This window comes from Hyphomonas sp. (genome assembly GCF_046313735.1).
In the GTDB taxonomy this organism is placed as follows: domain Bacteria; phylum Pseudomonadota; class Alphaproteobacteria; order Caulobacterales; family Hyphomonadaceae; genus Hyphomonas.
Window position 1 is genome coordinate 1 of record NZ_JBKBXW010000001.1, and the last position, 24956, is coordinate 24956.

At 65.7% G+C, this 24956-nt stretch carries 19 protein-coding genes; 10 read left to right on the top strand and 9 right to left on the bottom strand.

What is annotated here, in order from left to right; all coding sequences use genetic code 11:
* Window positions 1-199 precede the first annotated feature (199 nt).
* From ACK4SV_RS00005 to ACK4SV_RS00015, 3 genes are all read right to left on the bottom strand, one after another.
* Window positions 200-3499: a TonB-dependent receptor domain-containing protein gene (locus ACK4SV_RS00005; protein WP_409915725.1), complete on the bottom strand. Its 3300-nt coding sequence runs from the start codon at window positions 3497-3499 to the stop codon at window positions 200-202.
* A gap of 323 nt (window positions 3500-3822) precedes the next feature.
* Window positions 3823-4005: a hypothetical protein gene (locus ACK4SV_RS00010; protein WP_409915726.1), complete on the bottom strand. Its 183-nt coding sequence runs from the start codon at window positions 4003-4005 to the stop codon at window positions 3823-3825.
* Window positions 4006-4021: 16 nt separating this feature from the next.
* Window positions 4022-6214 (bottom strand): TonB-dependent hemoglobin/transferrin/lactoferrin family receptor, encoded by a 2193-nt coding sequence (locus tag ACK4SV_RS00015; RefSeq protein WP_409915727.1) that lies wholly within the window; start codon window positions 6212-6214, stop codon window positions 4022-4024.
* 148 nt (window positions 6215-6362) lie between these two features.
* Here ACK4SV_RS00015 and ACK4SV_RS00020 point away from each other — a divergent pair, with 148 nt between their 5' ends.
* From ACK4SV_RS00020 to leuD, 4 genes are all read left to right on the top strand, one after another.
* A complete protein-coding gene (locus tag ACK4SV_RS00020) occupies window positions 6363-7421 on the top strand; it encodes a DUF6607 family protein (protein ID WP_409915728.1) in 1059 nt (352 codons plus the stop codon).
* The gene (locus ACK4SV_RS00025; protein WP_409915729.1) at window positions 7418-8221 is read left to right on the top strand and encodes a hypothetical protein; all 804 of its coding nucleotides are present in this window, start codon (window positions 7418-7420) and stop codon (window positions 8219-8221) included. The genes ACK4SV_RS00020 and ACK4SV_RS00025 overlap by 4 nt, the downstream gene beginning before the upstream one ends.
* 70 nt (window positions 8222-8291) lie before the next feature.
* A complete protein-coding gene (locus ACK4SV_RS00030; protein WP_409915730.1) occupies window positions 8292-9683 on the top strand; it encodes a 3-isopropylmalate dehydratase large subunit in 1392 nt (463 codons plus the stop codon).
* Window positions 9683-10306, top strand: coding sequence for a 3-isopropylmalate dehydratase small subunit (gene leuD, locus ACK4SV_RS00035; RefSeq protein WP_409915731.1), 624 nt, complete (start codon window positions 9683-9685; stop codon window positions 10304-10306). The genes ACK4SV_RS00030 and leuD overlap by 1 nt, the downstream gene beginning before the upstream one ends.
* On the opposite strand, the gene ACK4SV_RS00040 is transcribed toward leuD, so the two are convergent.
* Complete coding sequence (locus ACK4SV_RS00040) at window positions 10291-11511, bottom strand: CaiB/BaiF CoA transferase family protein (RefSeq protein ID WP_409915732.1); 1221 nt, start codon at window positions 11509-11511, stop codon at window positions 10291-10293. The two genes, leuD and ACK4SV_RS00040, sit on opposite strands and share 16 nt — an antisense overlap.
* A gap of 109 nt (window positions 11512-11620) precedes the next feature.
* Here ACK4SV_RS00040 and ACK4SV_RS00045 point away from each other — a divergent pair, with 109 nt between their 5' ends.
* From ACK4SV_RS00045 to ACK4SV_RS00055, 3 genes are read left to right on the top strand one after another with little or no spacing between them, the layout of a single operon-like run.
* The gene (locus ACK4SV_RS00045) at window positions 11621-12565 is read left to right on the top strand and encodes a hydroxymethylglutaryl-CoA lyase (protein ID WP_409915733.1); all 945 of its coding nucleotides are present in this window, start codon (window positions 11621-11623) and stop codon (window positions 12563-12565) included.
* A gap of 18 nt (window positions 12566-12583) precedes the next feature.
* A complete protein-coding gene (locus ACK4SV_RS00050) occupies window positions 12584-14032 on the top strand; it encodes a sodium/proline symporter (protein ID WP_409915734.1) in 1449 nt (482 codons plus the stop codon).
* A gap of 48 nt (window positions 14033-14080) precedes the next feature.
* The gene (locus ACK4SV_RS00055; protein WP_409915735.1) at window positions 14081-14983 is read left to right on the top strand and encodes a DUF1838 family protein; all 903 of its coding nucleotides are present in this window, start codon (window positions 14081-14083) and stop codon (window positions 14981-14983) included.
* 100 nt (window positions 14984-15083) lie between these two features.
* Here the strand turns inward: ACK4SV_RS00055 and ACK4SV_RS00060 are convergent, their stop codons facing one another.
* Window positions 15084-15590: a DUF3598 domain-containing protein gene (locus ACK4SV_RS00060; RefSeq protein WP_409915736.1), complete on the bottom strand. Its 507-nt coding sequence runs from the start codon at window positions 15588-15590 to the stop codon at window positions 15084-15086.
* Window positions 15591-15762: 172 nt separating this feature from the next.
* Here ACK4SV_RS00060 and ACK4SV_RS00065 point away from each other — a divergent pair, with 172 nt between their 5' ends.
* Together ACK4SV_RS00065 and ACK4SV_RS00070 are read left to right on the top strand one after the other, a co-directional pair.
* Window positions 15763-18219, top strand: coding sequence for a TonB-dependent receptor (locus tag ACK4SV_RS00065; RefSeq protein ID WP_409915737.1), 2457 nt, complete (start codon window positions 15763-15765; stop codon window positions 18217-18219).
* Between the two features lie 96 nt (window positions 18220-18315).
* Window positions 18316-19137, top strand: a complete 822-nt coding sequence (locus ACK4SV_RS00070) for a hypothetical protein (RefSeq protein ID WP_409915738.1) — start codon at window positions 18316-18318, stop codon at window positions 19135-19137.
* Here the strand turns inward: ACK4SV_RS00070 and ACK4SV_RS00075 are convergent, their stop codons facing one another.
* On the bottom strand, window positions 19138-20571 hold the full coding sequence (locus ACK4SV_RS00075) for a flavin monoamine oxidase family protein (RefSeq protein ID WP_409915739.1): 1434 nt from the start codon (window positions 20569-20571) through the stop codon (window positions 19138-19140). It abuts the gene before it with no gap.
* Between the two features lie 109 nt (window positions 20572-20680).
* Between ACK4SV_RS00075 and ACK4SV_RS00080 the strand changes: the two genes are divergently transcribed.
* Window positions 20681-22162, top strand: a complete 1482-nt coding sequence (locus ACK4SV_RS00080; protein WP_409915740.1) for an MFS transporter — start codon at window positions 20681-20683, stop codon at window positions 22160-22162.
* Between the two features lie 49 nt (window positions 22163-22211).
* On the opposite strand, the gene ACK4SV_RS00085 is transcribed toward ACK4SV_RS00080, so the two are convergent.
* From ACK4SV_RS00085 to ACK4SV_RS00095, 3 genes are read right to left on the bottom strand one after another with little or no spacing between them, the layout of a single operon-like run.
* A complete protein-coding gene (locus ACK4SV_RS00085) occupies window positions 22212-23021 on the bottom strand; it encodes an alpha/beta fold hydrolase (protein WP_409915741.1) in 810 nt (269 codons plus the stop codon).
* A complete protein-coding gene (locus ACK4SV_RS00090) occupies window positions 23018-24031 on the bottom strand; it encodes a zinc-binding dehydrogenase (protein WP_409915742.1) in 1014 nt (337 codons plus the stop codon). Before ACK4SV_RS00090 ends, ACK4SV_RS00085 begins: the two co-directional genes overlap by 4 nt.
* Entirely contained in the window at window positions 24028-24912 is an 885-nt protein-coding gene (locus ACK4SV_RS00095; protein WP_409915743.1) for a hypothetical protein, read from the bottom strand. Before ACK4SV_RS00095 ends, ACK4SV_RS00090 begins: the two co-directional genes overlap by 4 nt.
* Between the last annotated feature and the right edge of the window lie 44 nt (window positions 24913-24956).

Genomic DNA, 24956 nt, shown 5'->3' on the forward strand with positions numbered 1-24956 from the left:
AAACGCCGGATCAGGCCTACTTCAACGGGCTGCAACCAATCCCGGTTGCGGCATAACCCGAAGGGCAGAAATCCACTTATAGAGCGACCGGATTCTGTTCAGACGAACCGAGCCACCTCTGGCGTCAGACAAAAAAGAAACCCGCCCGGAGCGATCCGGGCGGGTTTTTTGTTTGTGGGCGGATGAGCGCCCCTGCGGCCTACATCCGGAGGCGGGCGCCGGCGAAGAAGTAGCGGCCCCGGGCGCTGACCGGCCAGGCTTCCTCGGTGATGAACGGCTTCTCGTCGGCGACATTGTTCACGCCGCCATAGAATTCCAGCTTCTCGGAGAAGGTGTAGCGGCCGAACAGGTCGAACACGAAGGTTTCGTCCGACTGGGCATTCTCGAGGCTGAACGTGTTGTTCTCGATCTGCGAGTTCAGCACGCCGGCAAAGAGCTGCTTGCCCTGATAGCTGGTGCGCAGGCCGGCGAGGACCGGGCCGCGATCCCAGGTGAGTGTCAGATTGCCGGCCCATTCCGGGCGCTGCAGCTGGCCGAGACGGTCAACCACGAAGTCCGGATCGTTCGGGCTCGGGAATTCGTTCAGCCGCTTCTGCTGGGTCGCGACGCCCCGGATACCGAAGGTGTTGGCCCCGATATCGAAGCTGTAGTTCGCCGCGATGTCGATGCCGCGGGCCTCGATCTTGGCGAAGTTGATGTCGCTCTGGCGCAGGAAGGTGAACCCGCCGAACTGCGGCGAGGCCTGGTTGCGGTTGCGTTCGAACAGGTTGCAGAAGGCGTTCGGGAAGGTCGGGCTGTCATAGCAGGTATCGACGATTTCCTGGGCCGCAACGCGCAGGATGACGTCGTCGATCTTCACATCCCAATAGTCGACCGTCAGGTAGAAGCGATCGAGGAAGCGCGGGCGGAAGACGAGGCCGAGGGTGATCGTGTCGGCGGTCTCTTCCTTCAGGTTCGGGTTGCCGCCGATGACGCCCAGGAAGCGGGCCGAGAGCGGATCGGTATAGGTCGCGGGCAGGCCGTCTGCGAGGCAGTTGGCGGCCCGGATGGCCGGGTTGGGCGCGTTCTGGATCTCGTTGGCGTCGCAGGGGTCAACCGGGCGGAAGGTCGCCGGGTTGTCTGGGCCGAACAGCTCGATGATGTTCGGCGCGCGGATGGCCTGGGAGACCGTGCCGCGGAAGCTGATGTCCTGAACCGGCGCCCAGGAGAAGCCGGCTTTCCAGGTCTCGGTCGAGCCGATGGTGGAGTAATCCGAATAACGGATCGCGGCATCGAGCGTCAGCTCATGGGCGAGGATGACATCGCGCAGGACCGGCACGCGGATCTCTGCGAAGACGTCCGTCGCATCGTAGCTGCCCGAGGAGTTGAAGAACTGGCCTTCGGCATTGAAGCCGAGCGAGCCGTTGCCGCTGACATCGGAGACGAACTGGCCCGGCGTGAAGGGGGTGCCTTCCGGCAGGATGCCGAGATCGAACGGGTTGCGCTGGTTCTTGCTTTTCTCTTCGCGGTATTCGGCGCCGACTGCGAAGCCGATCGCGCCGCCCGGCAGGGAGAAGTATTTCTGGGTGTCGCCGACAAGGGTCGCCGAGAACACCGTCTGTTCGAGGTTGAGCTTGTCATAGACGGTGGTGGTGATGAAGTTCACCGCATCCGGGCTGATCGAATTCGGCCCGCCCCAGATATTGGCGGGGCGGCACTGCCCGTCGCCGGGCCGAAAGGTAAAATAGCCCGGATCGAAGGCCGGAATATCGAAGATCGTCGTCGGGAAGATAGACGGATCGACATCCGAGCGGCAGATCGGGTTGCCATTGGCATCGCTGATCACATCGATGGCGGCGAAGAACCGGTCGAGCAGGACGAAGTTGTTGTCGGTGACCCGGCGGGTGAACCGGCCATGGTTCAGCGAGATGTCGTATTGCCAGCCATCATTGATCTCCCCCTTGAAGCCGCCGACAAAGCGCAGGGTTTCGCGCTTGGTCTGGTCCACGTTCGGGCCGAGATCGGTCGGGTCGCGGGTGATCCAGAGGCCGCCGGTTGCGTCCGCAACGCCCTGCAGCTGGGCCGGGATGAACGGGTTCTCCGGCGCACCGTAGAGCAGGTCATAGAAGGTGTTCAGCGGCGAGCCATAGCGCGACACCGTGCTGCCATACATGAATTCGCCGAAGATCTTGTGGCCGGGGGCGTATTCATAATTGGACAGGACATTGATCGTGGCCCTGTCCGTTTCCGGGATCAGGAAGCCCTGATTGAAATTGTCCTCGATGCCGTCGCCGCCGAAGCCGTTGAAGTTGCCGGCGACAAGCCCGTCGCGATAGGGGCGGACCGTGCCGTCATCATTGACGACCCAGCAGCCGCCGGCGAGGCCGAAGGAACCAGTGCCGACGAGGGTGGAGTTCCAGCCGACGAAACTGTCGAGACAGTCATCGCGGCCATTGCCGTCGATATCCAGATTGGCGAGGTCAAAGTCGCCCGGTGCGATGACGCCGCGCTTGGAGCTGATCGAGAAGGTCGGCTGGCGCAGGATGGCGCGTGAAGGCGAGGTGTTGCGCCGCTCGAACAGGGCTTCTTCGGCCGGCGTCAGGTTCGGGGCGACGCCGAAGGCGGCGGTATACTGGTTGATGAAGGTCTGCCGGGCCGGGATGGCGAGGCCATAGGGATAGCGGCCGGTATTGTCGAAATTGTAGAAGTTCGCGAAGTTCGGCGTGCCGGCGCCGATATCGCCCTGCTGGAAGCGCAGGGCGGGGTTCGCCTGGTTACGGCCGACGCCATTGTCGCGCGACCAGTCGCGGTCGCCATAGCGCAGGGCGCTGTCATCAACATAGTCGAGCGAGACGACGATATTGCCGCGATCATTGGCAAAATTGCGTCCGAACAGGGCCTTGACCGACAGGTATTGCGCGTCGCTCTCGCTGGAGATGCCGGTACTGACATCCAGGTCGAAGCCTTCATAATTGTCCTTGAGGATGAAGTTGACGACGCCGGTGACGGCATCAGCGCCGTAGAGTGCCGAGGCGCCGCCGGTCATGACTTCGACGCGCTCGATCAGCGAGGTCGGGATGGTGCCGATATCGACGGCCTGGCTGCCCTCGAAGCCGCCGACGCTGCGCCGGCCATTGATGAGGGTGAGCGTCCGCGTGGTGCCGAGGCCGCGCAGGTTCAGCGCGCTCTGGCCGGTGGCGGAGTTTTCCGAGGTGGTGGAGGAGATGAGGGCTGGCAGGTCGTTGACGATGTCGGCGACGCTGATCTCGCCCGAGAGGCGGAAATCATCGCCGGTGATCGACTGGACCGGAATCGAGGAAACGAGGTTCGGATCGGTCGGGATGCGCGAGCCGGTGACGGTGATGGTCTGCTGGACCGCTTCAGCTTCGGATTCTGTCGTGACGGTGATGGGCGCGTCCTGCGCAAAGGCGGCTGGCCCGCACACGGTCAGGAGCGCTGTGGCGCACGCGGATGTGCGCAGCCAGGCGGCTTTGGTGGTGGCTGGTTTGGTGGTCAACATCTGCTTTCCCCTCGCATATCTTGCTGATTGACACGACTTAGACCAGCGGCGTGCCCTCGGCTGCACAGAAGGTAGCTCCCGCGATTTCATGTCGATAACTGACCAAAAAACAGCCTTCGGGACGGGGCAAGGGAAATTTTGCCCGCTTTTTGGTCAGAGAGGGGCGGAATTGCGTGGGAAGAGCCTAAGGAAAAGGGAGCCGGTTGCTGCCGGACCGCCCGCATCGTGCAAGAAATACGACAGATTGACAAAGATTGGCGCCGGGAGTGCGGCTGGCGGGCCACAGGCCGGAGTTTTTTGGATGGCGGCGGGACGGCGCCGGTTCAGGCCGCTGATTCGAGCCGTCCGAGTTCGCTTTGCAGCCAGTCATGATGGGCCTCGAGGCGGCTGAGCGCCTCGAGGTCCTGATCCGGGCGGCTTGCGAGTTCTTCCCGCCAGGCGGTCAGGATGCGCAGCTGGCCGCGCAGCCAGCAGAGCATCTGGAAGTCGTCGATCGGCACGCACATGGCTGTCGCCTCCGCCTTATCTGCCGAACTGCCAGGAGGCGGCGATCTTGAAGTTGCGGCCGGGCTCCGAAACGCCTTGAAAGACCCGCTCATAATTTTCGTCGAAGACATTATCGATGCCGGCATCGAGGCGCAGGGACGGCGCAAAGGCCGGGCGCCAGGAGGCGTAGAGGTCGAGCACGGTATAGGCATCGCGCCGCTCGGTGACGGTGAGGACGCCGCCGGAGAGGGCGCGCCGCTCAAAATCGGCTGCGTGCTGGATCCGGGCGCCGAGGCGGGTGTTCCAGTCGTCGAGCTTCAGGCCGGCGTCGAGGGCGATGCGGTCCGGTGTCAGCGTCCCGACGTCCTCGCCGGTTGAGACGTCGGTGCCTTCAATCGTGGAGGCGCTCAGGCGGGCATACCAGAGGGGCGCGTCATAGGTCGCCTCGGCCTCCCAGCCTTTCAGTTTTGCGCCGTCGATATTGGCGGAGTTGGTCGTGCCCGCCGTGCAGGGCTGGAAGGTGGGCGCGGCAAAGCAGGTGGGGGAATAGGCGAAGTCGACCGTCAGGTTGATCAGGTCACTCACATCGCTCTCGAAATACGAGACCTTGCCCTGCAGGCGGTCGCCGCCGGTGAGGAGATCCTTGAAGTCGAGGCCGAAACCGAGCTCGGTCGTCTCGCTCGATTCCGGTTTCAGGTCGGGGTTCGGCACGAAGCGGTTGGTGGCGAAGATGAAGCTGCCGGTCTGCGGGTTGAAGAGGATGGGGTGGGGCACGGAGAAGTGCGTGCCATCGAGATAGAGCTCGTTGAGGGAGGGCGCGCGGAAGCCTTCCGAATAGGAGGCGAAGAGGCGGAGCCAGTCTGCGGGGGCGTAGCTCGCGCCGATGCGGGGGGAGAGCTGGCTGTCGGAGGCGCCGTCGGGGCTGAGGCTGGAGGAGCTCTCGAACGCATCATGGCGGATGCCGGGAATGACGATCAGCCGTCCGGGCAGGCCGAGGGGACGGGCGATCTCGGTCTCCAGCTGGGCGAAGAGGCCGGTGAATTCCGCGCTGCCATTGGGGACGCCGCCGCGGATGCCGCCGGTGGCGGCAGAATCGGTGCCGACCTGCTTGTCCTCATACCAGTCGGCGCCGAGGGTGAGCACGGCGTCCAGCGGGCCGGCGCTGAAGCGCGCGGCATTGCGCAGGCTGACGCCATTGGTCTCGATCTCGCGCAGGGTGCGGCGGGAATCGGAGGGGTCGAACTCATCGACGGCGGTCAGCGCATTATAGACGGTGAGGCGGGCATCGATGAGGCGGGAGTCGGGGTTGAAGGCGAGGCCCGCGCGCCAGGTTTCGCTGGTGATGTCCTTGTTGACGTCGCGGTCGAGGATCGCGTCGCCGGTGCTGCCGGTGCCTTGTCCGTTATTGGTCTCGACGGCGCTGTTGGCAAACTTCTGCCAGGCGATGTCGGCGGAGAGGGCATCGGTGAAGCGGTAGCCGAGCTTGACGAGGCCGGTGGAGATTTCGTCCTCCGAGGGCAGGTCGGCGCCGGAGCCAAGGGCGATGTCGCCGGACTGGCGCAGGCCTAAGCTGGCGATGCCGTCGAGGCCGCCGGTCCTGCCATAGACGGTGAGGGCGCCGAGCCATTCCTCATTGACGCTCTGATAGCCGGTGCGCAGGCGCGCGCCGAAGGTCTCGCCCTCGCGCAGCAGGTCTGCCGCATCGACCGTCTCGAAGGCGAGGACGCCGCCGACCGCGCCTGAGCCATAAAGGGCAGAGGCAGGCCCACGGACGACTTCCGCAGTGCGCACGAGTTCGGGATCGAGGAAGAAGCGCCCGTCATGGGCGGAGATGAAGGACTGGCGCGCCCCGTCGAGCAGGATCAGGACGTTCTCGCGCCCGAGGCCGCGCAGGCTGGGCGTCTCACCCGTGCGCCGGGGGCCGCCGGAGAATTCGAGGCCCGGCACATCGCGCAGCAGGTCTGACATCGTGCTCGGCTGGATACGCTCCAGAGTGTCGCGCGAAATGACAGTGACCTGGCCCGGATAGTCGAAGACGGGCAGGGGGTTGGACGTGCCATAGACAGTGATGGTTTCCTCGCGCTGCTCGGGTGCGTCGGGGGCTTCGGCCTGGGCCGCCATCGGGGCGAGTGCGGCGAGCGCGGCGGTGAGCAGCAGCGGCGCCTTGAGCGCGCAGGCAGGGCGGGAAGGCGTGCGTTGGAGGCGGGGCGCCGGGGCGGAATCAGGCATGGCAGGTCCTTTTTGCGAACAATTCGCAAAACGCTAAAGCAGATCGAAATTGAGATTGCAAGTGACTCGCAATTGCAATAATCAGCAGGCATCGGTTTTTTTCAAGCGGCGGCCTCCCGGAAGACGCCGCCCAAGATGGAGGTGCCTGATGGCTCGCTTTTCCCTTCGCCCCGCTGCCAGCCTGATGCTGGCCGCGACCCTGACGTTCGGCCTGCCGGCCAGTGCGAGCGCGGAGACTGCTGCGCAGGTATCAGCTGAGGCGCAGGCGCAGGCGAACCCGGGGGCCTCCTTCGAGCGCGACCGGCAGGCGATCCTGGCGATGGCGGGCGATTACCGCGTGACGTTTGATTTCATCGAGACGGTCGCCTTCCGCGAGGGCTACAGCCTGAAGCCGCAGAAACTTTCCGGCGCGCTGGAGGCGGTGCGCGTGATCGAGGACCGGGGTGATTTCATCAGCCTGCAGCATATCCTCATCATTCCGGCTGGCGGGCAGCGGATGGTGCTGAAACACTGGCGGCAGGACTGGCAGTATGAGCCGGAGCGGGTGCTGGAATTCACCGGGGCGAATGCCTGGGCCTGGCGTGATGTTCCGCAGGCGGAGCGCCGGGGGACATGGTCGCAGACGGTCTATCAGGTGGAAGATGCCCCGCGCTATTCGGCGGTGGCGGCGTGGGACTATGCCTTCGGCACGCCGACATGGGCGCCGCCGCATGAGTGGCGCCCGCTGCCCCGGCGCGACATGACGACAAGGGATGATTACCATGCGATCAACGCCGTGAACCGGCATGTGATCACCCCGGCCGGCTGGGTGCATGAGCAGGACAATGACAAGCTGGACCTGGCGACCGGCGCGCCGCAGCTGATCGCGCGCGAAATTGGTGTGAACACGTACAATCGGCTGGAGGGCGCGGACCTGTCGCTGGCGGACAAATACTGGGCCGCTACGGCAGATTACTGGGCGGGCGTGCGGGCCGAATGGGCGCGGATTGCGGCTGAAGGCCCGCGCTTTGGCCTGACCGTGCAAGGGGAGACCGAAGAGCTTTACAATCCGCTGCTGGCGCTGGGCGATGAGGTGGCTGCCGGGCGGCGGGAAACGGCGTTGGCAGTGGCCGAGGCGCGCGGCATCGTGCGCAGCTACGTGACGCATGAGCTTGCGCCGCTGGCCGAGCGGGTGGCGCTGACGCCGCCGGTGGGAGAGGGATCGTGAGGCGGACGCGGGCGGCGCTTGCAGCCCTGGCTGGCGCGCTGGCGCTGGCGGGGCCGGCGGGCGCGCATGCGGGTTTCGTGATGCCCGACAAGTTCCGCTATCCCGCCTGCGGAATGGCAGCGGCGATTGCCAGCTTCAGCGACCGGTTCCCGGCGCCGGAAGTGGCGCTGGAGTCCGGGTCGTTTGCACTGGTGGGGCCGGATGGCGAGGTGGCGGGCTTCGGGCCGGTCCACCGCGATGCGGCGCTGGTGCGGCTTGCCGGCGCGCTGCCGGGGCCGGGCGTCTACCGGCTGACAAGCGGGGAACGTCTCGGGCGGATGGGCCGGGTGGCGGTTCAGGGCGGGCGATATGTGCGCCTTGGCGCGGCGGCGGACGATCCGGACTTTGCTCCGGGAACGGAGATCCTGTCCTCGCAGGCGGTGACGGTGTCTGAAGCCTATTTCGGATGCGGGGATAGCCTGCGCGGGCCTGCCTTGGCGCCGCAGGGGACGCTGTCGATCGAGCCGGATTCACTTTTGCTCGCGCCGGGCGCGGCGGCGGCAGGGTTTACCGTGCGGTTTGATGGCGTGGGCCTTGCGCCGCAGGAGGCGTATCACCTGACGGCCTATGGCGCGTATGCGGGCGAAGGGGACGGCGTGCCCGTGACGGTGGAGGCGGACGGGCGGGTGATGCTGGCGGGGCTCACGCCCGGCATCCATGCCCTGCTGGTGCGCCATATTGCGCCTGCGCCGGAAGAGGCGGCGAGCGCGCTGAGGTCCTATTCGGCTGTGCTGGCCTTCGAGGTGGCGGCGGCGGACTGACCGCGAATACCGGCTGGATTTGCCGGCGGGGCGGGTGCATAAAGGATATATCTTTTATGCGAGGCCCCGCGTGCCGACACTTTTTGACAAGCTCTGGCAGCTCCACCGGGTGGCGGAGGCGGGCGACGGGTATGACCTGATCGCCATTGACCGGCTGCTGCTGCATGAGCGCACCGGGGGCGTGGCGCTGAAATCGCTAGCGGAAGCGGGCCACCGCGTGCGCGATCTGGCGCGTGTGTTTGCCGTGATGGATCATATCGTCTCCTTCCGCGCCGGGCGGGGGCGGGACGAGGCGAGGAGCCCGGGCGGCGAGGCCTTCATCACCGAGACCCGCGCGATGGCGAAGGCGGCGGGCCTGCACCTCATTGACACCGATGATGCGGCGCAGGGGATTGTGCATGTCGTGGCGCCGGAACTCGGCATTGCCTTGCCGGGGCTGACGCTCGCCTGTCCGGACAGCCATACCTGCAGCCTCGGCGCGCTGGGGGCGCTGGCCTGGGGCATTGGCTCGAGCGATGCAGAGCACGCGATGGCGACGGGCACGCTGCGCCTGAAAAAGCCGCGCCAGATGCGCGTGACGGTGACGCACCGGCTCGCGCCCGGCGTGACGGCGAAGGATTTGGCGCTGCATCTGATCGCAAAACATGGCGCGGGCGGCGGGCAGCGGATGGCACTCGAGTTTGCCGGCGAAGGCGTTGCGGCGCTGGAGGTCGAAGGGCGGCTTACCCTGTGCAACATGGCGGTGGAGTTTGCCGCCTTCACTGCGCTGATTGCGCCGGACGCCAAGACGCTGGCCTATGTGGCCGGGCGCCCGTTCGGGCCGGGACCGGAGCATATGGCAGGCGCAGAGGCGCTGTGGGCGGGGCTGGCGACGGATGAGGGCGCGGCGTTTGATGCGGAGATCGTGATTGATGCGCGCGATGTGCGCCCGCAGGTGAGCTGGGGGACGAGCCCGGAGCAGACGGCCGCGCTGGGAGAGAGTGTACCTGCCGGCGCAGACGCGCGCGCGCTGGCCTATATGGGGCTCAAGGCGGGCGAAGCGATCCGGGGGCTGAAGATCGGCGGGGCCTTCATTGGTTCGTGCACGAATGGGCGGATCAGCGATCTTGAGGCGGCGGCCGCAGTGCTGAAGGGCCGGCGGGTGGCGCCGGGGGTGCGCGCGGTGTGCGTGCCGGGATCGCAGGCCGTGCGGCGCGAGGCGGCGGCGCGGGGCATCGACCGGATTTTCATTGATGCGGGCTTTGAGTGGGGCGAGCCCGGCTGCGCGATGTGTTTCTATGCGGGCGGGGAGACGTTTCCGGCAGGTACGCGGGTGATGTCGTCCACCAACCGCAATTTTGAAGGCCGGCAGGGGCCGGGCGTGCGCACGCATCTCGCCAGCCCCGCGGTGGTCGCAGCCTCGGCTGTGGCGGGGCATATCTGTACGCCTGCGGATATTCTGGCGGCGGAGGGAGTCGGCTGATGCCCGAGGCGTTTCGTCAGCATACGGGGCTTGCCGCGGCGCTGCCCGTGGACAATGTGGATACCGACCAGATCATACCGTCACGGGAGATGAAGGCGGTGAGCCGGGAGGGCCTCGGCGAGGGCCTGTTCGCGGGCTGGCGCTATACCGAGCCGGGCGGGCGCGAGCCTGACCCCGGCTTCGTGCTGAACCGGCCGGATCAGGCAGGCACGAGCATTCTTGTGTCCGGGGCGAATTTCGGCTGCGGATCCTCGCGGGAACATGCCGTCTGGGCCCTGAAGGATTTCGGCATAAGGGCGATCATCGCAAAATCTTTCGGTGACATTTTCCATGGCAATTGCCTGAGAAATGGCCTGCTGCCGGTCGCGCTGCCGGAGGCGGAGGTCGACGCGCTGCTGGCGGAGGCGGGCGGGGCAGAGATCGCGGTGGACCTTGGCGCGCAGACAGTGACGAGCCCTGCGCGGCCCGGCTGGACGGGGCGGTTCGAGATCGGGCCTTATCCGAAGCGGCTGCTGATGGAGGGGCTGGACCCGATCGGGCTGACGCTGGTGCAGGGCGATGAGATCGAGGCGTTCCTTGCGGCGGACCGGGCTGCGCGGCCCTGGATTTATTCCGCCGTCTGAGGATTGGCAGTCACCGATTGCGGCGTCTGGACAAGGCCGCGGCGGACAAGGTCTGCAATCGCCTCGCGCGAATGGCCGAGGTGGGCGAGGATTTCCTCTGAATGCGCGCCGATGCGGGGCGGGTCGATGGTGAGGCCCGGGCGCTGGCCATCAATCGAGACCGGCAGGGCGGGCAGGGCGACGCGCGGGCCTTCGGGCAGTTGCATGTCGAGCAGGCCGCCGCCGGCGAGGAGGTGGGGATCGTCCAGCAGGTCTTCCGGCTTCTGGATCGGCGCGAAGGGCAGCCCGATCTTTTCGAGCTTCTGCATCAGCGCGTCTTTTGTATAGCCGGCAAACAGAGTGCGCAGGCGCGGCAGGAGGATGTCGCGCCGGGCGACGCGGTCATTGTTGGAGGCGAGCGATGCGTCTGCGCCCCAGTCATCAAGGTTGAAGGCCTTGCAGAACGCCGTCCACTGACCATCGGAGACGACGCCGACGAAGACGCGCTCATCATCCTGGACTTCAAATACGTCGTATACGGCCCAGGCGGAGACGCGGGCGGGCATGGGGGCGGCCGGCGCGCCGGTGACGGCGTATTGCGCGATATGCTGGCCGACGAGGAACACGGTCGTCTCGAAAAGGGAGGCGGTGATCTGGCGGCCGCGCCCGGTGGTGTGGCGCTCCTGCAGGGCGGCGAGGACGCCGATGGCGCCGAACATGCCGCCGGTGACGTCGATGACGGAGGCGCCGGCGCGCAGGGGGCGCCCGGGCGGGCCGGTCATATAGGCGAGGCCGCCCATCATCTGGGCGACTTCATCGAGCGCAGTTCTGTGCGCATACGGACCATCCAGGAAGCCCTTCTCGGAACAGTAGATGAGCCTTGGATTGCGGGCGGAGAGATCGCCATAGCCGAAGCCGAGGGCGTCGAGCGCGCCGGGGCGGAAATTCTCGATGAAGACATCGGCTTCATCCACCAGCGCCAGCGCGATGGCCTTGCCTTCAGCGGATTTGAGGTCGAGCGCGAGGCTTTTCTTGTTGCGGTTATACATCGGGAAATAGCCCGCGCCGGAGCCGCGCAGGCGCCGCGTCTTGTCGCCGCCAATGGGCTCGACCTTGATCACCTCGGCGCCGAGATCGGCCAGCACAAGGCCGGCCGCCGGGCCCATCACCATATGGGTGAATTCGAGCACTTTCAGCCCGGACAAGGGTCCGCCTGCTTCGCTCATGAATTTCACTCCCCTGACTTCCTTACGCGCCGTGTTGCCATTACTTGCTCAAATGATATATCTTTTCAAGCGGCGTAATTGACCGGTCAGCAGAAGCAGGTGGAATTTGATGGGCAGCGTACTGATCAGCGAAGTCGGGCCGCGCGACGGGCTGCAGAACTGCAAGGCCGTCATGCCTACGGCAGACAAGGTGCGCTGGATCCGCGCGATGGCGGCGGCGGGCGTGAAGGAGATCGAGATTGGCTCGTTCGTCTCGCCAAAGCTGCTGCCGCAGATGGCGGATACGGGCGAGGTGCTGGCCGAGGCTGTGACGATTCCGGGCCTGACGGTGGCGGTGCTGGTGCCGAACCTGAAGGGTGCAGAAGCGGCAATCGCCGGAGGCGCGCACAAGATCACGCTGCCAATGTCGGTGTCGGAGACCCATTCGCTGCGCAATATCCGCAAGACACATGCTGAAGTAATTGCAGAGGCAAAGGTAATTGCCGACCGGCTGGCTGAGCTGCCGGAAGGGCGCCGGCCGCATTTTGAAGGGTCGCTGTCGACCGCGTTTGGCTGCACGCTGGAAGGGCCGGTGGCGGAGGCGAAGGTGCTGGCCTGCGCCGAGGCGCTGATGGCGGCGGGCTGTGATGAGGTGGGCCTTGCCGACACAACGGGCTATGGCGATCCGGCCTCTGTGCGGCGGCTGATCCGGGCGGTGCGCGGGGCGGTGGGTGCAGGCGCGCTGACGGGCGTGCACTTTCATAATACGCGCGGCCTCGGCCTGGCGAATGTGCTGGCCGCCCATGAAGAAGGCATCACGACCTTTGACAGCTCGCTGGGCGGGCTGGGCGGCTGCCCGACCGCGCCGGGGGCGAGCGGGAATGTCGTTACCGAAGACCTTGTGTTCATGTTCGAGGCGATGGGTATCGAGACCGGGATTGACCTTGAGGCGCTGATGGCGACGCGGGCGATGGTGGCCGAAGCGCTGCCCGGTGAGGAGCTCTATGGCTTCACGCCGAGGGCCGGATTGCCGCTGGGCTTCCGGGGTATGCCGGCGCCTGCGCCTGCGGGCTGACGGGCGGAGCGGGGCGGGGTGCGGGCGAACCTTCCGGCGCTGCTGACGCTGGCCGTCTATGCGGCGCTTCTGATTGGCGTGAGCTATTGGGCGAGCCGGCGGGTCCGGGCCGAGGCGGGGACGTTCCTGCTGGGCGGACGGGCGCTGGGGCCGGTGGTGTCAGGCCTTGCCTATGCCGCGTCGAGTTCGAGCGCCTGGGTGCTGCTGGGCTATTCTGGTTTTGTGTATGCGGTGGGACCGTCTGCGCTGTGGATGATCCCGGGGATCCTCGCGGGCTATGCGGCGGTGTGGCTGTTTGCCGGGCCGGTGCTACAGCGGGCGAGCCGGGAAGACGGGCATCTGACGCTGACCTCTTTTCTGACGGCGGGGGCCGGGCCGGGCACGGCGCGTACCATCCGCATCGCGGCGAGCGGGATGATCGCGTTCAGCTTTTCCTACTACATCGCCTCGCAATTCCAGGGCGCGGGCATCGCGCTCGATGACCTGTTCGGGACGGGGATTGCCGGCGGCATCGTGCTCGGGGCGGCGATCATCCTCGGCTATACGCTGGCGGGCGGGTTCCTCGCTGTGTCGGTGATCAACACGGTGCAGGGGCTGGTTATGATGTTGGTGGCGATCCTGCTGCCGGCGATGGCCTTCCTGGCGGCGGGCGGCATGGCGGGAATATCGCAGGCGCTCGAGGCGGCGCCGGAGGGATATCTCGATCCGTTCGGCGGGCGCGCGGGATGGGTGGCGGCGGGCTTCGTGACGGGGCTGATGGCGACGGGATTCGGCGCGCTGGGCCAGCCGCATCTGATCAGCTGGATCATGGCGGCGCGGGATGCGCGCGCGCGGGTGACCGGCGCCGGCGTCGCGATCGGCTGGGGCGCGCTGGTCTATGCGGGCATGGCGGTGCTGGGCCTTTCGGCGCGGGCGCTGCTGGGCGCAGAGGCCCCGGCGGAGGGCGTGTTCTTCAAGCTGGCGGCGGACCTGTTGCCGGGCATTCTCGCCGGGATCGTGGCGGCGGCGATCCTGTCGGCGATCATGTCGACGGTGGACAGCCAGCTCCTGGTGGCGGGCGGGGCGATCAGCCATGACCTTGGCGCGGCGCGGCTTTTCGGCGGGCGCACCGTGCTGGCAACGCGGGTGGCGATGGCCGGGCTGAGCGCCGCTGCCGTGGCGCTGACGCTGGCGCTGCCGGCGACGATCTTCGAGCGGACGCTGTTTGCCTGGACCGCGCTGGGGGCGAGCTTCGGGCCAGTCGTCGTGGCGCGCGCGCTGGGCTGGCGGCCCGGCGGGGCGGCCGTGCTGGCGGCGATCCTCGGCGGATTTGGCGTGTCGCTGGCGTTTGAATTCGGGCTGGATGCAGGGCCGGGCGCCGTCTGGGCGCGGACGCTGCCCTGGGTTGCCGGCGGGCTCGGCCTGTCGCTTGGCGGAATTTTTGCGCGCCGGGCCGAAAAGCGTCTTGGCGCGGCGCCCGGTTTATGAGATGTAAAAGATATAACAATAAAAGATATACCAAACTTCGGAGGACCTATGCATATGTTGCGCCTTGCGGCGGCGGCGACCGCTGCCATCTTGATTTCGGCCTGTGCCTCGACCGGTGAGGCGCAGGGGCGTCGGCTGGACCCTTCGGTGCCGGCGGATGCTATGGCGATCCAGCGCAAGGTCCAGTGCTCGACAGTTGAGAACGAGCCGGTCGTCTATTGGTGGCATGGCAAGGCGCTGTCGCGCCGGCAGGGCGAGCGCGACCGCCACCTGTTCGATGTCGAAGGCATGAACATCCGCGCCTGTTCCTCGATCACGAATGAGGACGGCGTGCCGGGCTTCCACCTCGTCTCGCGCGAAATCCTTCTTTATAAGGACAAGGACACCGGCGAGGTTCTCAAGACCTGGGATAATCCGTGGTCGGGCGAAACGGTGGACGTGCTGCACGTCGCCAATGATCCGGTGAACTGGCGCAGCTACCAGGTGAACCGGGACGGCACGCCGGCGACCTGGAGCGGCGAGATCGGGGGACCGAACTGGTGGATGCAGTCGACCTTCCCGCTCTGGTATCCCAACCCGCTGGCCGGGGATTTCCAGAAAGAAGTCGGCGGAACTTATCACGCGACGGAGCTTTTCAATTTCTTCGGCCGGACGCAGGACCTGCTTGACCCGTCGACGAAGACAGCCATCGTGACGGTCGCCTGGACGCGGATTGCAGACTGGCTGCCCTGGATGATGATGAACGGCCGGGAGGGGATGATGTACATGCACACCTCCGGCCACAAGCTCGCCAGCTTTGACGAGCTTTCCGAGACGATGAAGGCGGAGATCGCCGCGCATTATCCCGAATATGCGAGCCCGCCGCCGCCCGGCGACCCGCGCCCGAACATGACGAGCTGGACCTATTATCTCGGCATCAAGGATGGGAGCATCCAGAAACCGCAGCGCTGACGACCAGAAAATGCGCTGATAATTCAGAATGATAAAGGCCGGAGCAGTGCTCCGGCCTCACCTGTTTCCTGTTTCTCAATCTGGGCGAAACCCTCCGTCCTCAGAAGGGTTTGCTCTCCCAGGATTTCCAGTCGGGGCTGATGAAAGTCTCGTCGATCAGGGTGCGCTGGAACAGGCGGTCCTGCTTGAACCATTGCCAGGTGCGTGAGCGCGATTGTCCGTCATCGGAGATCTGGATCATCTCATAGAGATAGAGGTCCGGCTCGCCGGTGCGGGTCCAGTTGAGCATGGTCGTGCGCTTGAAATCATCGAGCGGGACATCGGCGGCCCAGCCATTGATGAGCTCATTATCCCAGGAAATGCGGCCATTTACGATGCTGGCAGGAAAATCGCGCACTTCGGTGCGTCCATCATCCCATTTGTAGAGATTGGTCTGGTGATAGGCCGGGCCGGTTCCCGGAAAGCGGCAGAGCAGGCGCGAACGATGCTCGTCAATCTTGTTTCCGGCCGCATCATAATACCGGTAGACGCCTTCCCACACTCCTTCATGGCGCGCGAGCAGCGGCATCAGGGTTTTCAGTTCGGTGGATGTGATCGCAGTGCTCATCATTTGCCTCGTTTCTGGTCGCGGTGTGCTTGGAATGTCACGCATACTTCAAATTTGTGTCGTCTGCCCACGGAAAGGGACTTGCCAATCCGTGAATCCCAGCGGAATGTAAATGGTATATCATTTAGATGCTCTGTCGAGATGCAGAGTGACGCAGCGGGGAGTAGCTGAGATGAAGAAGACCGTATTGCTCGCTGGGGCGGCCGCCCTGGCGATGAGTGTTCAGGCAGCGCCTGCCTATGCGCAGGAGGCGAGCGACGAGACCGAGCTGAAGCAGGATGTGATCACCGTCAGCGCCCGCCGGCGTGAGGAGACGATCCTGCAGGCGCCGGTCGCAGTCAGCGCGTTTGACGAGAGCGCGATCGAGAATCTCCAGCTGCAGAGCGTCGATGATGTCGCGCGCTTCACGCCGGGCCTGTCTTTCTCTGCTGCCTTTGGCCGCTCGACCGAGCGCCCGGTCATCCGGGGCCAGTCGAACGTGCTGGCGGGGGTGCAATTCGGGGTTGAGTCCGGGACGGCCTACTTCATTGACGGGGTCTATTATGCCGGCTCCATCCAGAGCCTGGACCCGAACGAGCTGCAGCGGGTCGAGGTCATCAAGGGCCCGCAATCGGCGCTGTACGGCCGGAACACCTATGCCGGCGCGATCAATTTCATCACGCGCGGCGGCACGGACACGTTCGAAGCCTCAGCGAAAGTCCGCGGTGGCACCAACAACACGCGAGAGATTGCGGCCACGATGTCCGGCCCGATCCTGCCGGGGCTGACCGGGCGTCTCTCCTTCCGCGATTATGAATATGGCGGCGAGCATCGCAACCTCGTGACCGGCGAGCTTGTGGGGCAGGAGCAAAGCACGAGCTTTTCAACTGTGCTCGACTGGAAGCCGACGCAGAACTTCGACAGCCGCCTGCGCGTCAGCTTCCAGGAAGACCGCGACGGCACGATCCCGCTGTTCCTGCAGCCGGCTCAGGCGAACAATTGTTCGCCGGGATACCGCTCTCAGCGCTACTGGACGCTGGCTGGCAGCCAGAACATCAACCAGTATTATTGCGGCGTCATCAAGCCGGGGCAGGTGGCGCTAAACACTGGTCCGGATGCGGATGGTATTCCGAACCTCGTGCCGGGCGTTCCGATCAATGCGACGCTGCCTTTTGCGCCGCAGCCCTACAGTCTGGCAGATGGCACGGCCTTTGACGGGATCCTCAGCGACCTTTGGGTTGTCTCGACTGTTAACACGCTTCGCTTGGGCGACAGCGGCTGGAGCGCCTCGCTGCTCGGCGGGTATTCCAAGGAGCATTACAAGTTTGGCTCGGACAGCGACCATTCCTCCGTGAACTGGTTCCTCTCGGGGCCAACGGTTGAGCCGTTCTTTGCCAACACGACGCGCCGCGACAATGAGGATTACAGCGCCGAGCTTCAGCTGAATTCGCCGCAGGACCAGCGCATTCGCGGCATGCTGGGCGTTTATTACTACAACCAGACGATCTATGAGGGCGACATCACCTTCGCCGATCCTTCGGGCCGCGCGGTCGATACAAACCGGCGGAGCGTTCGCAACGAGGCCGTTTTCGGACTGATCGAAGGCGACCTGACGGACAAGATCACGGTCACGCTCGAAGGGCGTTATCAGGAAGAGCAGAAGACCGACCGGTCATCGGTCGCGACGCCGTCTGTGTCCTTCAGCAAGTTTACCCCGCGACTGACGGTGCGCTATGGCCTCGACAATGGCGGCAGCATCTATGGCATCCTCTCGCAGGGCGTGAAGCCGGGCGGCATCAACGGAGCGATTGGCGAGGCGGTCGGAATGCCAACCTACAAGCAGGAAGAGTCCGACAATATCGAGATCGGCCTCAAGACGCCGCTGCCGGATTTCGGTATCGGCGACTGGACGCTGGCCGCCGCCGGCTATTTCACCAAGGCAACGAATGTCCAGCTGACCAACGCGATTGCAAGCCCGCAGGGCGCCATCAACTCGGTAGCCACCAACCAGGGTGAAGGCGAGATCAAGGGTCTCGAGATCGAGCTCTCTGGTGCGATCAACCGGATCATCTCCAGTGGCCTGACCTATGCCTGGACGGTGCCGGAATTCACCAAGGGCTGTGACCCGGATCAGTGGATCCTGACATCGGGCGGCGGGCTCTTCAATAATCCGGCAAACAATAGTGGCGTTGACTTCACTGCGCTGTTCCCCGGATCGGGCCCGGCCACATGCGACATCGCAGGCAAGCGCTTCCCTTTGACCTCGGAGCATCAGGCGAGCGCCTTCGTGCGGCTCGACTTTGACGGGGCTGGCCCCTTCGACTCCAATTTCTTCGTCACGGGCAATGTGACGTATGAAAGCTCGAAATTCGTGCAGGTGCACAACCTTGCCGAGACGGGCGATGCCACGATCTTCGGCGCGCGCTTCGGCTTCGAGACGGATAAATGGTCGCTGTCGGCCTATGGCCAGAACATCTTCGACGAAGACTCCATCGTGATGGCCACGCGCTGGCTGCAGGCGCCGTATTTCATCACGGCGTTCAGCCCCAACTCGGCACCGGTGACCGCTTCGCGCGGCGCGCCGCGGGCCTTCTTCGGAACCCGGCGGAACGGCCCGCAGTTCGGCGCCGAGCTGCGCGTCCGGTTCTGACCGGTCGGCTTCGGCAAACCTCGATGCGGCGCCGGACCCCCCGTTCCGGCGCCGTTTTCTTTTGGGGGCAGAGGGAACATCTGTATGCGGAGGGCGTTGGCCATTTGGGTGCTGTCTGGGTGCGCTGCGGCGGGGCCGATGGTGGCCGAGGCGCCATCGCCGCCGCCCTACCTGCAGAAGGACATTGCTGACCTTGCCGCGATGCGTGCGGGGCTGTGGTCGGATGACCGGCAGGTGTTTTTCTGGGGAGAGGCAGGATATGCGGGCGAAGCGCCCGTGGGTGTCACTGAGTGGGAAATCCGCCCGGCAAGTGATGGCGGGCTGGTCAGTGTGCTGACGGGTCCCGGTGCCGGGTCCGGTGAATTGCGCCATTCGTTTGAGATTACCGGAAGCGAGATCGAGGAGCGGATCGGTGGCGGCGCTTGCGTGATCCGCTGGAAGCGGCGGGCGGGCGGCTTTGCCGGGGTGGCGAACGCGGGCGAGTGCACGCTGCTGGGCGCGGGGGCGGCAGAGCTGTTCCTGACGGACGCAGACATGGATGTGCGTGTGGGCGGGCTGCAGGCGTTCCGCCGGGCACGGACGTTCACCTGCTGGGCGGCTATCTTGCGCGGCGCTGTGCATGGCGACAGCGGCGAGGGGATGAGCGGCTGGGATTTCCGGCAGGGCCTCACCCTGCATGACCAGGGCGGGGACGCCGTTCTGGAGAGCGACGAAACGCCGCCGCGCACCGTGCGGCTGAAGCTGCGCGATGTGGACTGGCCCCATGGCGCGCGGCGCGGATCGCTGACGCTGTATGTGCTGGAAGGCGCCTCTGACCGCGCAGTGTCCTATGCCTGGACGGGCGGCGGCGAGGACCGGATCGGCATTAACCTGCGCTGGCTGCAGGCAAGCTGCACCCGCGATGGCGCGGAGCCCTGATCAGGCCGGGGCGGCGGCTTCCATCACTCCGTAGGCGGCGGATTCTCCGCTCTCCATCGCGCCTTCCATGCCGGTGTGCAGGAAGGAGAGGTGTTCGCCCGCGAAGTGGATGCGGCCTGAGGGCGCGCCCATGCGGCCCGCCCATTCGCCAATCTGGCCGGGAGCCCAGTGCATATAGGCGCCGCCCGCGCCGGGCGTTGTCTCGTCCCAGCGCACAACGCGCACGCCGCGTACGCCGCTGCCGCGCAGGCGGCGGAATTCTGCGTCGGCGAGGGCGAACCAGTCTTCATCGTTGCGGGAGGGGTCTGCGGCTGTGCCGTTGATCCAGCAGGTGAGGCTCGCAAGTCCTCCGTGCTCGTCATAATTGGCGAAGACGCGCTCCAGCGGTCCATCGGTCCACATTTCAGCGGGCAGGCCATCGGCTTCCCAATAGCGCGCCTCGGGTATGACATGCACCTGATGGATCCGGGTATAGGGGAGGCCGGAAATGGCGGCGCGGCGGAGCTCCGTGGCCGGATCAGCCTCGGCAGCGGTAAACGCGACCTGCCGCAATGCCGGAAAGGGAAGGCTGCAGATGGCGAAGGGCGCGGTGAAGGTGCGCCCGCCGGCGCGGATCTCGACATGGTCGCCGCGTTCAGTCAGGGCCTCGATCCGGGTTTCCAGCAGTAGCGCGCCACCTGGAAGGCTCGCGGCCATCGCCTCGGTCAGGCGGGAGGAGCCGCCCTCGATCCGCTCGGATGGGCCGAGGCCGGAATCCTCCGCATACAGCGTCAGCGAGCGCCAGGTGTTGGCGATGGAATAGGTGGCGAGGCTGTTGCCATTGAGCGAAGTGTCGATCAGCGCGCGGGCGGCGCCGTCAAAGCCCTGTGCGGCGAGGAAGGCATCGGCAGAAACATCCGCCTCCGGCGCAATCTCGCGCCAGGCATAATTGTCGGCAAAGGGATTGGCGCGGCCCGCAGTCACCAGCAGGGCGGCGGAGGGGCTGAGCGCGCGGTAGGGTTCGGGAAGCGGATTTTCTGCGGCGCCCGCCCAGTCCGCCATCGGCATGATACGCCCGCCTACGGCGATCGCCGCATCGCGCGGGCGCGTCGGATAGGGCAGCACGCGGATACCAAGGTCGAGCGCGCTCTTGCGGATGCGCGCATAGGTCTGGCCGACCTGCTGGCCGCCGCCTTCGGGCTGGCCGGGCACATCGTCCAGCGTCATCATCCGCCCGCCGGGGCGGGATGCGGCTTCGAGCACCAGCACCTTCATGCCAATGTCTGCGAGCATCCGCGCTGCATGAAGGCCGGACAGCCCCGCGCCGAGGATGATCACATCGGCGTCGTCCCGCCGGCCGATGGCGGGCGCGGCGGCAGGCGCAGCGCCGGGTCCGCAGGCGGCGAGCAGCGCTGCGCCTGAAAGCAGGGCGAATTTCCGGCGGTTCAGGTCCATCTGGCGATTTCCTCTCGACGGGCGGCTCAAATGATATACCAATTGCGCAAGGATTGGCAGCGCGGCGTTCGCCGTGCAAGCCGGATTATTACGTAAAGGAGCGGGATCCATGGCGGAGACAGGCGAATTCAAGCGCGGCTGGCCAGTTCTCAGCGCAGCAGCGGTCGGCGTGGGCCTCGGCCTGTCGCCGCTGCCTTTCTACACGATTGATGTGATGGTCGGCCCGCTGAGCGCGGAATTCGGCTGGACGCGGGGGCAGGTCTACAGCGCACTGGCGATCTATACGCTCGGCGCGTTTTTCATGTCGCCGGTGATCGGATGGATGGCAGAGCGGTTTGGCGCGCGGCGCGTGGCGCTGATCTCGATCGTGACGTTCAGCCTGTCGATGATGGGCCTGTCGCTGAACACGGGCAATATCCCGCTTTACTTTGCGCTCTGGTTCCTGCTGGCGGTGGCCGGCGTCGGCACGCTGCCGATCACCTTCACCCGGCCGATCAATAACTGGTTCGACAAGCGGCGCGGCATCGCGCTCGGCATCGCGCTGATTGCCACCGGTGTGTTCGGCGCACTGGCGAAATCCTTCGCGCAATACATTGTCTCCACCGATGGCTGGCGCACGGCCTATGTGCTGCTGGGCCTGCTGCCGCTGATCATTGCGCTGCCGATTGCATATCTTTCGCTGCGCGATATCAGCGACGAGCCGGCGCGGGATGCAGCGATCACGCGCTTCAAGGTGCCGGTGCTGGCGATCTCGCTCGGCGGGGCGATCTGGCTCATCTACATGTCGCTGAAATTCGTCTGGCCGCAATATGAGGCGCAGGGCCTCGCGCTGCAGAACATCATGGCGTTTGCGTTCATGGCGCTGATCCTGGTGCCGCCGCTGGCGATGATGATTTTCCCGATCAATACTGCGCCGCCGGAAGTCTCGCGCGAGGGCGGCAAGGTCGTGCTGCCCGGCATGACGCTGGGCGAGACCGTGCGGACCTGGCGGTTCTGGCTGCTGGCGGTGTGCTTCGTGCCGATCTCCTATGCGCTGGGCGCGATCATTCCGAGCCTTGTGCCGCTGCTGGCGTCCAAGGGCTTCAGCGTGCCGGATGCCGTGGGCCTTGCGACGCTGACGGGGCTTGCCGTGCTGATGGGGCGGCTTGTCGGCGGGTGGCTGATCGACCATTTCTGGGCGCCGGGGGTGGCGTTCATCTTCCTGGCTTCGCCCGCGCTGGCGCTCTACTTCCTGACCGGGGAGGTCTCGCCCGCCATCGCCACGCTCGCCATCCTGATGATCGGCTTCGGGGCGGGGGTGGAGTATGATTTCATGGCCTATCTCGTCTCGAAATATTTCGGGATGAAATCCTATTCGGCCATCTATGGCGCGCTCTATGGCTTCTTCGCCGCCGGGGCGGGCTTCGGGCCGACGATCATGAACAATTTCGCCGACAGCCATGGATGGGACTGGACGCTGAGCAAGTCGGCGATCCTGCTCTTCGTGTTCACGGTGCCGATCCTGTTCCTCGGGCGATACCGGTATACGACACACGGGCTGGTCGAGGCGAAGGAAGAGACGGCAGAGGGCGTGGCGCGGGCGCAGGCCTGAGCCGCGACCGCCGGCGGACGATCCGCCAGCGGAGCACTCAGCGAAAAACTCAGCGCAGGACTTTGGCGAGGAGGGCGGCGACGTCCTCCGGCCAGACATCCATGAAATTATAGCCCCACTGAGGGCATTCGATGACTTCGCCGTTCTTCAGCAGCGCCGGGGCGCGGCGCGTGCATTCGGCAAGGTCGTCATCGGGGTTCAAGATCGTGATCCGGTGGGGCAGCGTCTTCAAAGCGTCCACGAAGGGCTGGTCCCAGGCGAAGGCGGCGATGTGGCCCCATTCATAGGCTTCGCCGCCGAGCAGGTTCATCATGTAGGACTGGGCGAGCATTTCCAGGCTGGTGCCGGGCCCGCGGCGCTTGAGGATCCGCTCCCACATCGTGGTGAAGCGCGTGCCGGCCTCATCCAGCGGGATCGGCGTGAAGTAGTCCGAGAAGAAGGCGCGTTCCTCCGGCGTCAGCAGCGCGGCGGAGACCATCGCGATGCTCCGCACACGGTCCGGCCGGGAGGTCGCCATTTCGGCGGCGACCTTGGCGCCGGTATGGTTCCCGAAGAGATCCAGCGTGTCATGGCCGAGGGCGCCTGCCACCTGCCAGCAGGCTTCGGCATAGGCGGGGGTGGTGGCGTCATGTTCCGCAGGCGGTGCATCGGAGCCGCCATAGCCCGGATAATCCGGCGCAACCACGATGCGCTCGCGGCCCACCGTGCGCATCAGCGTTTCGAATTCGAGGCCGCATTTGGGGCTCTGGTGCAGGCAGTAGAGCGGCGGCAGTGCGGAGGGGATCTCCGGCGCGGCGATGCGGTAGTGGAGCTGGCCGAAGCGGCCATCGGTATAGGCGCGCTTTACACGGGTCATCATGCGCGCTCCTCCGACACGGTGATGATCGGCTTGCCGATATTCTGCCCACGCATTAGTTTCTCCATCAGGGCCGGAGCGGCGTCGAGGCCGGTGGCGGCGTCCTCTGCGAAGGCGAGCCGGCCCTCGCGGATCCAGACGGAGGCTTCGGCGACATAATCGTCCCAGTCCGGATAGAAATCATAGACGACGAGGCCGAGCATCTGCGCGCGCTTGCCAATGATGGCGCCTGCGTTCAGGGCATGGGCCTGGGGCGTGGCCGCCTGGTAGGCATCGGCAAGGCCGCAGAGCACGCCGCGCACATAAGGTTTCGAGACCGACAGGGCGATCATCGCCATCTCGGCGGAGACGTTCTCGAAGAACACGCTGGCGCCTTCTGGGAGGACCTCTTTCAGGCGCGCCTGCCAGCCTTCGGCCTTGTAGTCGATACAGGCGTCGAAGCCGTAAGTGTCTGTGACCACGCGGCATTTTTCCGACCCGCCGGCAATGCCGACGATCTTCGAAGCGCCCTTCAGCCGCGCAATCTGGCCGGCCGTGCCTCCGACAGCGCCAGCGGCGGCATCGATCAGGACGACATCCCCGGCGCCCACTTTTGCAAGCCGCGTGATGCCCGCCCAGGCGGTGAGACCCGGCATCCCGAGGACGCCGATATGCGCGCGCAGCGGCGCGGCGGCGGGATCGAGCTTGCGGAAACTGCCGGGGCCGAGGGCGCAGACTTCCTGCCAGCCGCCTTCCATGGCATGGACATAATCGCCTTCCGCGACGCCCGCCGCGCGGCTGGCGATCACCTGGCCGACGATGGCGCCGGGGATGGCGTCCTGCATCGGCCGGGGCGGGACATCGCCCATATGCCGGCCGCGCAGGCGCGAGCCGATATAGGGGTCGAGCGAGAGATAAACCGTCCGTACAAGGAGGCCGCCCTCCGGGCAGTCAGGCGCGGGCACGTCGATGGTGGTGAAATCCGACGCGACCGGGGCCGCGCTGAGCGGCGCCTTCAGGACATAGCGTTTCATGACTCGACAATCTCGATCAGCGCGCCATCGAGGTCTTTCATCGTGGCGGCGCGCTTGCCCTGATAGATGGGGCCATCGCGGCGTTCCGGCGGCGTAATCCACGGGCCGGGCAGCGTATCGAAATCCGGATGCCACAGCGTGCCAACGGCGCAGCCGGGCACGAGCATTCCGGCATGGCGGGGGCGATCAATGGCTGCGTCCGGGTACTGATCAAGCTCGAGGAACACATCGCGGCCATGGATCATGGTGGAGATCTTGTGCAGCTCCTCCATCGGCGTGCCATAGGCCTTGGCGAGCATGGTGTACACGATTTCCATTTCGTCGCGCCCGATGGTGAGGCCGCAATGGCGCACCATCCAGTCGAGCGACGCCTTCATGTCGCTGCAGCCGAGCACGAGGATGAACAGCTTGTCGATGGGCGCACCGGCGCGCGGCAGGTCGAAGGCCGGCAGGTCGTCGCGGATCTGGGTGAGGTAGACGATTTCCTCGTCCGGGCCTTTCACCTGCATCGGATAGATGGCCGGCAGGCCGTCAATCTCGCGCGGCGGGCCGATGATCTCGAAGGGCGAGCCTTCCATGCGCGCATTCGCCGCCAGCACATCCTCTACGCAGATCTCGATGGCGTTCCAGCCATAGGAGCGCAGCGCGGTATAGCCCGGCACGGGCGGCTGCTCGATGAAGCGGATGTAGACATCAGCGCCGGAGGCAGGCTTCAGGACCGCATAGGGACGCCCGGCGGAGGCCGGCGCGTCCCAGCTGACGGCGAGGTCAGCGGGAAGCTCGCCCTGTTCCACCACCGAATAGTCGAAATATTTCTGATAGTTGCCGATGGCACGGGCAAGATCGGCTACGGTCAGCGTGGCGGCGCGGAGGAGTTTCATAGGGGCGGGCCTTTCGGGTTTTTATTCGGGATTGTGGGGCTCTG